General features: G+C 72.7%; 7 protein-coding genes and 1 CRISPR repeat array. Of the genes, 3 read left to right on the top strand and 4 right to left on the bottom strand.

Annotated elements, in window-relative coordinates:
- Positions 1 to 114 precede the first annotated feature (114 nt).
- A complete protein-coding gene (locus tag ABZ234_RS19895; RefSeq protein ID WP_344180655.1) occupies positions 115 to 1,728 on the bottom strand; it encodes an amidohydrolase in 1,614 nt (537 codons plus the stop codon).
- Positions 1,729 to 1,835: 107 nt separating this feature from the next.
- Entirely contained in the window at positions 1,836 to 3,134 is a 1,299-nt protein-coding gene (locus tag ABZ234_RS19890; RefSeq protein ID WP_355013058.1) for an MFS transporter, read from the bottom strand.
- A 189-nt stretch (positions 3,135 to 3,323) separates the two neighbouring features.
- On the opposite strand from ABZ234_RS19890, the gene ABZ234_RS19885 reads away from it, so the two are divergent.
- The 3 genes from ABZ234_RS19885 to ABZ234_RS19875 all read left to right on the top strand — a co-directional run bounded on the left by ABZ234_RS19885 (position 3,324) and on the right by ABZ234_RS19875 (position 6,629).
- Entirely contained in the window at positions 3,324 to 4,835 is a 1,512-nt protein-coding gene (locus ABZ234_RS19885) for a PucR family transcriptional regulator (RefSeq protein ID WP_355013057.1), read from the top strand.
- Positions 4,836 to 5,051: 216 nt separating this feature from the next.
- The gene (locus tag ABZ234_RS19880) at positions 5,052 to 5,714 is read left to right on the top strand and encodes a DUF4097 family beta strand repeat-containing protein (protein ID WP_355013056.1); all 663 of its coding nucleotides are present in this window, start codon (positions 5,052 to 5,054) and stop codon (positions 5,712 to 5,714) included.
- Positions 5,715 to 5,783: 69 nt separating this feature from the next.
- On the top strand, positions 5,784 to 6,629 hold the full coding sequence (locus ABZ234_RS19875) for an alpha/beta hydrolase (protein WP_355013055.1): 846 nt from the start codon (positions 5,784 to 5,786) through the stop codon (positions 6,627 to 6,629).
- A gap of 467 nt (positions 6,630 to 7,096) precedes the next feature.
- Positions 7,097 to 7,917: a CRISPR direct-repeat array (repeat unit 29 nt; unit sequence CGGTCCATCCCCGCGTGCGCGGGGCTCAC).
- A 111-nt stretch (positions 7,918 to 8,028) separates the two neighbouring features.
- Here ABZ234_RS19875 and dop read toward each other — a convergent pair.
- On the bottom strand, positions 8,029 to 9,546 hold the full coding sequence (gene dop, locus ABZ234_RS19870; RefSeq protein ID WP_355013054.1) for a depupylase/deamidase Dop: 1,518 nt from the start codon (positions 9,544 to 9,546) through the stop codon (positions 8,029 to 8,031).
- Positions 9,547 to 9,806: 260 nt separating this feature from the next.
- Positions 9,807 to 10,964 carry an NAD(P)/FAD-dependent oxidoreductase gene (locus ABZ234_RS19865; protein ID WP_355013053.1) on the bottom strand — a complete coding sequence of 386 codons (1,158 nt, stop codon included), beginning with the start codon at positions 10,962 to 10,964 and terminating at the stop codon, positions 9,807 to 9,809.
- Positions 10,965 to 11,359: the final 395 nt, after the last annotated feature.

Below are 11,359 nucleotides of genomic sequence, written 5' to 3'. Positions count from 1 at the left end.
GGTGGGGGGGCGGGGGGGGGGGGGGCGCGGGGGGGGGGGGGGGGGCGGGGGCCCCCCCCCCCCCCCCCCGGCGCTCCGCCCGGCCCCCGCGTGCGGCGGGGCCGGGCAGGCCCCTCAGGAGGCGCGGTGGGCGACGCGCCCGTCCAGCACCGTCAACCAGGCGTCGACCTCGCGCAGCCGCTGCTCCGGCAGCGACTCGACGTCGCGGTCCAGGACCACCAGGTCGGCCAGGTATCCGGGGCGCAGGGCCCCCAGCCGGTCCTCCACACCGAGGGCGTGGGCGGCGTCCAGTGTGTGGGCGCGCAGCGCCTCGTGCAGGGTGACGGCCTGCTCGACACCGATCGGGGCGCCCTCCCGGGTGGTACGGCACACCGCGTTGGCGACGGTGTCCATCGGACGCAGGCTGGACACGAACGAGTCGCTGGACAGCACCGGGCGCAGACCCAGGTCGATCTCCTCGCGCATCGGCTGGAGCCGGTGCGCCCGCTCGCCGAGGCGGCGGACGAAGTCGCCGCCGCTGTCGTACAGGAAGTTGGGCTGGTTGACCGGGATGACCCCGTAGTCGGTGAAGCGCTTGGCCTGCTCCGGGGTCGGGTAGCCGCAGTGCTCCACCCGCGGGCGCGGGTCCGGGCCGGACACGCGCGCGGCCGAGGCGATGGCGGCCAGGGTGTTCTCCATCGCCGCGTCGCCCTGGGTGTGGATGGCCACCTGCCAGCCCTCTGCCGCCGCACGCGTCACCAGGTCGACGAGCTGGTCGGGGTGGTGGTAGAGGCTGCCCGCGAACTCGCCCCGCTCGCCGTAGGGGACGCTGAACTTGGCTGTACCGCCCAGGAGGGTCCCGTCGGAGTAGAACTTCATGCCGGTCAGGCGCAGCCAGTCGTCGCCGAAGGGGCTCGCCAGCCCCGCGTGGGTGAGCGAGTCCAGCTGGTGGGAGAGCGGCATGCCGAACGTGCGCAGCGGCAGGGTCCCGGCGGCGCGGGCGGCCCGGTAGACGCGCAGCTCGCGCGCCGACACCTGCGGGTCGCACACGGTGGTGACACCGGCCGACAGGTAGGGGACGGCGGCGGCGGAGAGCCAGCCCAGCAGCTGCTCGGCCGGGAGGTCGGTGTGGAAGTTGGGGCCGTGGCAGCCGATGTCGACCGCCAGGGGCAGCAGCAGCTCCATGGCCGAGTCCAGGACCATCCCGGTCAGGCGCCCGCCCTCGTCGCGCACGAAGGAGCCGCCCGACGGGTCGGGGACGTCCTCGCCGATACCGCTCCAGGCCAGGGCGGCGGAGTTCACCACCGCCTGGTGGCCCGAGACGTGGTAGACGATGACCGGGTGCTCGCCGGTGGCGCCGTCCAGGTCGCGGCGGGTGGGGCGGCCCCCGGGGAACTTGGCGTCGTCCATGTGGAAGGCGCGGATCCACTGCCCCGGCGGGGTCCGCTCGGCCTCGGCCCCGATGACCGCGACCAGGTCGGCCGCACTGCCCACGCGCGGGTAGCCGGCGTCGACGGCGGCCAGCGACTCGGCGGTGGACAGCAGGTGGTTGTGCGGGTCGATGAACCCGGGCAGGACGGTCCGCCCGCCCGCGTCCACCTCGGTCGCGCCGGGGCCTGCGGCGGCTCTGGCGGCCTCGACGCTCCCGGCGAGGCGGACCCGTCCGTCGAGCACGGCGACGGCCTCGGCCCGCGGGTTGGTGTCGTCCATGGTCAGGACGTTGGCGTTGTGGATGAGCAGACCGGACACGGGTGCGGTTCCTCCCTGGGTGGGGTGCCGCCGGACGGAAGGACCCGGCGGCGGTGGGTGTGCGGTGGTGCCGCCGCGGCGCGGCGGCGGGTGTGCGGACGGCCGCGTCAGGCGGCGGTGACCAGGTCGTCGTCCTGGTGGCGGGGGGCCTTGGCCAGGCAGGCGATGCTCACCACGGCCATGGCCATGAGCAGGCCGGCGACGGGCAGGATGCTGCCGGTCACGGCGAACAGGGCCGTGCACACGATCGGGGACAGGCCGCCGAAGACGGCGCCCGCGACCTGGTAGGCGATGGAGATGCTGGTGTAGCGGGCCCGGGGCGGGAACATCTGGGCGAGGACGCGGGCGATGGGGCCGTAGACGGCGGCCATGGCCAGGCGCATGACGCACAGCATCACGAAGATCAGGAGGGTGCTGCCGGTCTCCATGACCAGGAACTGGGGCAGGGCCAGGACGATGACCCCCACCAGGCCGATGGTGACGACCCGGACGGTGCCGAAGCGGTCGCCCAGCCAGGACACCCCGAGGGTGGCGACCAGCTCGACGAACGCGGCCAGGCTCAGGCCGTTGAGGATGACCTGTTCGCTGACGCCGACCTCGACGCCGTAGGCCTGGAGGAACGTGGTGACGATGTAGTAGCCGCCGACGGCCACGGGCAGGATGCCGATGCCCAGCAGCAGGGGGCGCCACGAGGTGCGCACGGCCTCGCGCAGGGGCAGCTCCGCCGGCCGCCCGTCGTTCTCCTGGACGGCCTCGAAGACCGGGGACTCCTCGACCTTCAACCGGATCAGCAGGCCCACCAGGACCAGCAGGACCGAGGCGAGGAAGGGCAGGCGCCAGCCCCAGGTGTACAACAGGTCGGCGTCCCAGGCGGCGATGAGCCCGAACGAACCGGTGGCGAGCAGGGCGCCGGCGGGGTTGCCCAGCTGGGCGAAGGCGCCGTAGAACGTCTTGCGGTTCTCGGGGGCGTGCTCGACAGCCATCAGGACGGCGCCGCCCCACTCCCCGCCCACGGCGATGCCCTGCACGAAGCGCAGCAGCACCAGGAGCAGCGGGGCGATGAAGCCGGCCTGCTCGTAGGTGGGCAGGAGGCCCACGCAGAACGTGGCCACGCCCATCATCAGCAGCGTGATGACCAGCGCCGACTTGCGGCCGAGCCGGTCACCGAAGTGGCCGAAGACGATCCCGCCGAGCGGGCGCGCGAAGAAGCCCACGGAGAAGGTGGCGAAGGACGCCATCAGCCCGATCATGGGGTCGGTGCCGGGCGGGAAGAACAGGGTGCCGAACACCAGGCTGGCGGCCGTGGCGTAGACGTAGAAGTCGAACCACTCGATGGTGGTGCCCACGAAGGCCGCTATCGCCGCACGCGCCGGGTGCGAGGACGTGGGGGTGGTCCGGTCTGACATGTGTACTCCGTTGCGCGTTCGGTGAGTCCCGGCCGCACCCCTGGGAGGGGTGTCGCCGCTGGCCACAGCCGGTTCGGATGTTGTTGTGACCGTAGACACCCCGACGCCGCCCGGGTCGGGACGGTCCGCACTCCACGCGCTGTTACAAATGTGCAAGGTGCACACAACCCCCTCCGGAGGTGGGATCCCGTGACGATCACGGTCGGCGACATCACCGCGAACCCCGCCCTGGAGGTGCGGGCCGCGGCCGGGCACACCGGCCTGGGGCGGTCCATCCGCTGGGCGCACGTGACCGAGCTGCACGACCCGGTGCGGTGGCTCCGCGGCGGCGAACTGGTGCTGACGGTCGGGCTGGGGCTGGGCTCCGACGAGCGGTCGCGCCGGGAGTACGTCCGCCGCCTGCACGGGGCCGGGTGCGCGGGACTGGCCTTCGCGATCGACGTCTGGCTGCGCGAGATCCCGCCCGAGGTGCTGGAGGAGGGCGACGCCCTGGGCCTGCCGGTCCTGCGGGTGGAGGGCGAGACCCCGTTCATCGCGGTGGTGGAGACGGTCGCCGACCACTACGCGGCCGAGCGGACACGGGAACAGCACCGGCTGCTGACCGCGCAGGACGCGATGGCGCGCGCCGCCCTGCGGTCGGGGCCCGCCGGGGTGATGGGAGAGCTGTCCTCGTCGACGGCCGGCGCGTCCCTCCTGCTGGACCGGAACGGGATGACCAGTGTGTCGGTGCCGGACACCGAGCCCCCCTGGCACGCGACGGTGCGCTCGGCGCTGGCGGGGCGCCCGCGCGGGATGACGCTGCTGGCGGACGGGGACGCGACGATCCTGCTCCAGACGCTGGGCCCGGCCGGGCGGACGCTGGGCTGGTTGGCGCTGCACTGCCCGTTCCCGGTCACCCCCCACGTGCGGATGCTCGCCAACCACGCGGCGTCGCTGCTGGCGGTGGACCTCCTGCACTCGCGCGACGCCCGGCGGGCGCTGTACCGCGAGCGCGCGCCCGTGCTCCGCGCCGTCGCGACCGGACGCCCCCAGGTCCAGCTGACCCTGCCCGTCCCCCCGTGGGAGGTGGTGTGCCTGCGAACCCCCGACCCGGTCGCTCTGATGGACCGCGCGGCGGACGCGCTGGTCGACGTGCTGGGCGACACCGACGTGGCCCACCGGGTGGGACTCGCCGCCCTGGACGACGTGCTGCTGGCGGTGCTGCCCGCGAGTGGTCGGCCGCACACCGGGGAGCGCCTGTTCACGGCCCTGGCCTCGGAGGCGGACGGCCCCTCCGCCGCGGGTGCGTGCGGTGCGCGCCGTCCGGACGACCTGCCCTCCGCCGTGGACCGGGCCCGCAACGCCGCCGCCGACGGCTACCGGCACGTGGACGAGGCCGACGCGTGGGCCCTGCTCCGGTCCTCGGTCCCGGCGACCGGAGCACGCGTCTTCGACCAGGCGGTCCTGGGGCAGCTGCGCGACCACGACGCGCGCAACGCGACGGAGCTGGCGCACACGCTGCTGCACTACCTGGACAACAGCGCCCAGGTGGAGGCGACCGCACGGGACCTCGGGATCCACCGCAACACGCTGCGTTCGCGGCTGCGCATCGCCGAGCGGGTCATGGGCCGGTCCCTGGACGACCCCCGCACCCGGTTGGAGCTGTGGATCGCGCTGAGCCTGGACCCCATGCCCTGCTTCGACGGCATCTGGCACAGCTGACCGGGAGCGGCGGTCCCGGCCGGCCCCCATAGCGTTCATCCTTCAACCATTGCAATGAACAGCGCCCTCGTCGTTGCATTATCTCGACTCCCACTGCAACACTTTCACGACACCCACCTGTACTGATGCCAATTTCGCGCAACAAGGATGTTGCCGAACAAGGAAAGACAACGTAGCGTTTCCCGTATCAGAAACAAACGAGCACGGGAGCACACGATGCAGAAGTTCACCACCCCCACCCCGATCTCCGCCGTCCTGGACGTCCCCGCCGGCCGCATCCAGATCATCGCCGCGGACCGTGCCGACACCACCGTCGAGGTCCGGCCCGCCGACCCCTCCAAGAACCGCGACACCAGGGCCGCCGAGCAGACCACCGTCGCCTACACCGACGGCGTCCTGCGGATCACGGCCCCGGCCCCCGACCGGCTCTTCGGCTCCACCGGGTCCCTGGACGTCACCGTCCGGCTGCCCGCCGGCTCGGCCGTCGAGGCCACGTCCGCCGCCACCGAGCTGCGCGGTGTCGGACGCCTCGGTGACATCGCCTTCGAGGGCTCCCACCGGCGGACCAAGATCGACGAGGCCGCGAGCGTCCGCCTCACCGCCATCGACGGCGACGTCGAGGTCGGCCGACTCAACGGCCCCGCCGAGATCAGCACCACCCGGGGCGACATCCGCATCTCCGAGGCCGTACGCGGCACGGTCGTGCTGCGCACCCAGTCCGGCGACATCTCGGTCACCGCCGCCACCGGCGTCTCGGCCTCCCTGGACGCCGGCGCCGACCGGGGCCGCATCAGCAACGCCCTCAAGAACGACGGCGCCGCCGGACTCGACATCCGCGCCACCACCTCGCTCGGCGACATCACCGCCAACAGCCTCTGAGAAAGCACGACCGGGCCGACACTGAGCCCTGACCACTCCCGCAGAAAACCAGACAGGACAAGGCGAGACATGACGAAGAACAACACTTCCCCGACCCGCGCGGCATGGACCGGCATGGTGCCGGTCGACGACACGGCGCTGGCCGTCACCGACAGCGGCGGCCCCGGCACCCCCGTCGTCTACCTCAACGGACAGTTCGCCACCCAGGGCTACTGGCGCCGGGTCATCGCCGACCTGGGCCCCGGATGGCGGCACATCACCTACGACGAACGGGCCCGCGGCAAAAAGTCGCAGACGTCGGCGGACTACTCCTTCGAAATCGCCGTCCGCGACGTCGACGCCGTCCTGGCGGCCAGGAGCGTAGAACGGGCCCTGGTCGTGGGCTGGTCCTACGGCGCGTTCGTCGGAGCGCACTGGGCCAGCCGCAACCCGGACCGGGCCCTGGGCGCGGTCCTGGTCGACGGCGCCTTCCCCTACGACTGGATCGACGAGGCCATGGAGCAGCGGATCCGGAAGCTGTTCAAGCGGTTGAGCCCCTTCATGACGCTGATGCGCCCGACGGGCCTGACCCCGCGGATGAACGCCGAGCAGATGGCGGACAGCAACATCGAGCTCGGCCGGATCTCCCGGGAACGCGAACTGGGCCCGGTGCTGGACGCCATCGCCGTCCCGACACGGTACGTGGTCGCCTCGGGGACGTCCTTCGGCAGCAAGGGTGACGAGCAGGAACAGATCCGCACCAGTCTCGACGAGGTGACCGCTCGCAACCCCCACATCCGGGTCAGCGCGAAGGTCCCCAGCAACCACGGCGCGATCCTCAAGAAGGACTTCCACGCCATCGCCGAGGCCGTACGCGAGGCCGCAGCCCAGGGAGGCGAGCCCGCGAGCGAGCCCGGGCAGCCGCCGGCGGCGTGACCCCTCCGGCGAGGGATCGGCGGCGGAACAGCCCTCGGGCGCCCGCCCGCCCCGGAAAAGGGAAGTGCCCCCGCGCGACGCTCGGTCGCGCGGGGGCCTCCGCGTCTCGCCGGACCCTGCGGCATCCCCCGATACCGGCGGTCCGGCGCGGGCCGCGCGCACACCCCCATGAGCGCCCGGCCCCGCACCCGCGCTGTGTCATCCCGGGACCGCACGACCGTAGAGGCCGTACCCCCTGGTCCTCGGGGCGCGCAGATGCGTTACACCCCTCTCTACCCGATTCGCCGCGAGCAAACATGGGACTGCCACACGACTCGGAGCGGCCTCGGAAGCGGGGATCCCGCCACAGGCTTTCAGGTCATAGCGGTCGGTGCCTGGCCTGCGAAAACCGCCCTCAGGCACGGTTGGAGGGCCGCCCCGTGCGGAACCCCGGTGTGTACGGGCTCACACTTCCGCCGCCGTCCGCCGAGCCTGTCCCCGCGTGCGCGGGGCTCACACGGCCGCGGTCATCACGGCACCCGCGAGGTGCGGTCCATCCCCGCGTGCGCGGGGCTCACAGAAAGAGGACTGACATGCGTGACCCCGACGGCGGTCCATCCCCGCGTGCGCGGGGCTCACGCTCGCGCCCTGCCCGGGACTGCTCGGACAGCGGTCCATCCCCGCGTGCGCGGGGCTCACCTCCCCCCGTTCCAGGGCCCGGCCCACCCGCACGGTCCATCCCCGCGTGCGCGGGGCTCACTGCTGCTCCAGGCCCGTACCCCAGGACGTGGACGGTCCATCCCCGCGTGCGCGGGGCTCACCGCGGCAACCGTCCGCTAGCACAAGCCGTCCTCGGTCCATCCCCGCGTGCGCGGGGCTCACGGTCTCACAGCGCGTCCACCTCTTCCAGAATGCGGTCCATCCCCGCGTGCGCGGGGCTCACGCCCGATTGAGACCGCCGGTCGGATCCTGGCGCGGTCCATCCCCGCGTGCGCGGGGCTCACAAGCAGGCGGCGCACATCATCGTCGTCGTGCTCGGTCCATCCCCGCGTGCGCGGGGCTCACGAGAAGACGCCCGGCGGGCGTCATGTCGGGGTCGGTCCATCCCCGCGTGCGCGGGGCTCACAACATCCTGAACCGCCAAAGCATCCCTCATTGCGGTCCATCCCCGCGTGCGCGGGGCTCACTGGGGTTTACCCGTCCGCTCCTCGACTCGCGCCGGTCCATCCCCGCGTGCGCGGGGCTCACTGGAACAGGTACATGTCGGTCGCCCGACCCGGCGGTCCATCCCCGCGTGCGCGGGGCTCACAGTTGCCGACCTGCGCAAACGCAGGGCGTTATCTCCGCGTGATCAAACGGGGGACCGCAGCGACCGAGGGGCGGAACCTCGCGGTCCCGCCCCAGACGTCGTCTCAGTGCCTCACTGCCTGCGGGTGAGCACCGCGACCAGGTCCGCCGCGGTGTCCGACGCGTCCAGCAGGGCTCCCACGTGCTCCTTGGTTCCCCGGCGGGGCTCCAGGGTGGGAACCCGCTGGAGGGAGTCGTAGCCGGGCAGGTCGAAGATCACCGAGTCCCAGGAGGCCGCGGCGACCTCGTCCGCGTACTTGGCCAGGCAGCGGCCCCGGAAGTACGCCCGGGTGTCCTCCGGCGGCTCGGTGACCGCGCGGTTCACCTCGGCCTCCTCCACCAGGCGCTGCATACGGCCGCGGGCCACCAGCCGGTTGTAGATGCCCTTCTCCGGGCGCACGTCCGAGTACTGGAGGTCCACCAGCTGCAGGCGCGGGTGCGACCACTCCAGGTTGTCCCGCGACCGGTACCCCTCCAGCACCTTCAGCTTGGCGACCCAGTCCAGCTCCGCAGCCAGGCTCATCGGGTCGGACCCCAGCCTGTTCAGCACCGACTCCCACCGGTCCAGGACGTCGGCGGTGTCCGGGTCGACGTCGGTGCCGAAGCGGTCCTCCACGTACTTGCGCGCCTGGTCCAGGTACTCGCCCTGCAGTTCCAGCGCGGTCATCCTGCGCCCGTCGCGCAGCTTCACCCTGTGGGTGAGCCCCGGATCGTGCGAGACCGCCCTCAGGTCCGCCACCGGGGTCTCCAGCGACAGGTCCACGCTCAGGAACCCGTCCTCGATCATCGACAGCACCAGCGCGGTCGTCCCCAGCTTGAGGTAGGTGGAGATCTCGCTCATGTTGGCGTCGCCGATGATGACGTGCAGCCGCCGGTACCGGTCGGGGTCGGCGTGCGGCTCGTCCCGGGTGTTGATGATGGGGCGCTTGAGGGTCGTCTCCAGACCCACCTCGACCTCGAAGAAGTCGGCGCGCTGGGAGATCTGGAACCCGCTGCCCTGGCCGTCCGAGCCGATGCCGACCTTGCCCGCGCCGCACACCACCTGCCGGGAGACGAAGAACGGGATGAGGTGCCGGACGATGTCGCCGAACGGCGTCGACCGGTTCATCAGGTAGTTCTCGTGGCAGCCGTAGGAGGCGCCCTTGTTGTCGGTGTTGTTCTTGTACAGCTGGATGGGGTCGATGCCCGGGGTGGTCCCGGCCCGCGCGGACGCGTCCGCCATCACGCGCTCCCCGGCCTTGTCCCACAGCACCGCGTCGAGCGGGTTGGTGACCTCCGGCGCGGAGTACTCGGGGTGGGCGTGGTCCACGTACAGGCGGGCGCCGTTGGTGAGGATGACGTTGGCCAGCCCCAGGTCCTCGTCCGTGAGCTGCGTGGGGTCGGCGACCTCACGCGCGAGGTCGAAGCCGCGCGCGTCGCGCAGCGGGTTCTCCTCCTCGAAGTCCCAGCGGGCACGTCGCGCCCGGGCCGCCGAGGCGGCCAGGTAGGCGTTGACCACCTGGGTGGAGGTGACCATCGCGTTGGCCCCGGGGTTGCCTGGCACGGAGATCCCGTACTCGGTCTCGATACCCATAATCCGCCGCACACTCATGGTGAGAGGTTATCCACCGCGACCCGCTCTTGAACGCTTCCGCGCCAATCGTGGCCCAAGCGCCGTCTTCCCGGGCGTTTCGCCGCAAGCGTCGGATCCGTTGTCATCGCAGGTCGCAACGGATCCCGGAACACCAGTGGGGAAAATCGGAGGCGTTTGCGCCATCCGTTCTTTTTTCTCCGGCGGCGGTGGAGACGGCGGAACCGCCCTCCGGCACCCGGTCCCGTTCCCGCCTTTCCTCCCCGCCGCCCGGCCTGCGGTCAGCCCCGGGTCTGCGGTCCTCGCGGAGCGTTCCGCAGGGCGTTGCTGACCAGCTTCAGATACCCCTCCAGCAGCCGGCCCATCGCGGCCGGGGAGAGCGGTACCGGCCTCGTCCCCCTCATACGCTGGGTCGGCTGGTGACCGGAGACCCAGGAGGCCCGAGCGGCCCGCGGGCCGCGCACCCGCTCGTACCGGCGCAGGGCCGGGGCCGCGTCGGCCCCCGGGACGCCGTCCAGCGCGGCGCTCAGCACCAGGGCGTCCTCCAGCGCCTGGTTCGCCCCCTGCGCGGTCGAGGGGGGAAAGGCGTGCACGGCGTCGCCCAGGAGGGTGATCCGTCCGCTGCCCCAGGTCTTCGGGACCGGGGTCTGCACGTGGGGGAAGCTGGTGACGTCCTCGTCCTTCGCATGGGCGAGCACCGCGCGGACGTCCGGATCGGTCCATGCCCCGAAGCGCTCCCGCAGTACCTCCGCGGGCGAGACGGGCTCGGGGTCCCCTGGTGCCCAGGGGAGGTCGAACCACCACTGCACCATCCCGCCGCCCGTGGGGATGATGCCGCACGTCCCCCCGGGTCCGGTCAGCCAGCGCGAGGTGGTGCTCCCGGCGAGCGGCACCGGCAGCGGGGTCAGGCCCTGCCAGCTGGCGTAGCCGCGCGGGCGGGGAACGTCGCCGGGGCGCAGGGAGGCCCGGACCGCCGAGTGGACGCCGTCCGCGCCGATCACGGCGTCGGCACGGGCGGTGGAGCCGTCCTCGAACAGCGCCATCACGCCGTCGGCGTCCTGGCGCACACCGGTGCACGCCGGACCGAAGCGGACGACGCCGTCCGGGAGTTGCGACGCCAACCGGTCCAGCAGCTCGCGGCGCGGGAGGCACAGGTTGGGCCACCCGAGGCGCGCGGAGACGGACCGCAGGTCGATCCGGTACAGCTCGGCGCCGGTGTGCGTGGATCCGATGATGACCTCGGTGGGGCGCCCCAGCCCGGTCGGGTCGATGCCCAGCCCGCCCAGGGCCGCCGTGCCGTTGGACCACAGCGCCAGGGCCGCTCCGCCGGTGCGCAGTACCTCACCCCGCTCGAAGACCCGTACGTCGTGTCCCCTGCGCCTGAGGCCGACGGCCGCCGCCAGTCCGCCGACTCCGGCTCCGATGATGACGACGTCCATGGCTCTCTCCCCTGGTGCTGTCCGTCCGTGGCACTCACGCTAGGGGCCCTCTCCGGGAGGCCCGCACGGGGTCGGGTATGGGCGAAAAGCCGCTGTTCATTCCGCTCGGGTGCCCCAGAACCCGCCTCCGCCTGCGGCAACGGGAACCGGGTACCGGGTACGGCAGGACCGGGGCGGGGCGGCCCCGACGCCGGCGGCAGGGGACGGCGCCTCGCCAGGCCCGCGCGGAGCGCGGGGCCGGGAAGACGCGCACCCCGCGGAACAGGTATTTCACGGGGATGACCCGCACGGAGGGAAACCCTGGCCGCTTCCGGACAAGCACCCTGCCGCGTTCGCCCCCTGCACCGTCGGCCCCGCCCCGAGTCGCGAACCGCTACCCGACGCCGCTAGGGTGT

Origin of the sequence: Nocardiopsis sp. NPDC006198 (genome assembly GCF_040613895.1) — a bacterium.
Classification (GTDB): domain Bacteria; phylum Actinomycetota; class Actinomycetes; order Streptosporangiales; family Streptosporangiaceae; genus Nocardiopsis; species Nocardiopsis tropica.
The sequence above is the reverse complement of the archived record's forward strand: the minus strand, read 5'-3'. Positions and strand labels throughout refer to the sequence as shown.

Coding starts and splice junctions, on each gene's coding strand:
- dop (WP_355013054.1), bottom strand. CDS start 9,546: ATGAGTGTGCGGCGGATTATGGGTATCGAGACCGAGTACGGGATCTCC.
- ABZ234_RS19875 (WP_355013055.1), top strand. CDS start 5,784: ATGACGAAGAACAACACTTCCCCGACCCGCGCGGCATGGACCGGCATG.
- ABZ234_RS19880 (WP_355013056.1), top strand. CDS start 5,052: ATGCAGAAGTTCACCACCCCCACCCCGATCTCCGCCGTCCTGGACGTC.
- ABZ234_RS19865 (WP_355013053.1), bottom strand. CDS start 10,964: ATGGACGTCGTCATCATCGGAGCCGGAGTCGGCGGACTGGCGGCGGCC.
- ABZ234_RS19890 (WP_355013058.1), bottom strand. CDS start 3,134: ATGTCAGACCGGACCACCCCCACGTCCTCGCACCCGGCGCGTGCGGCG.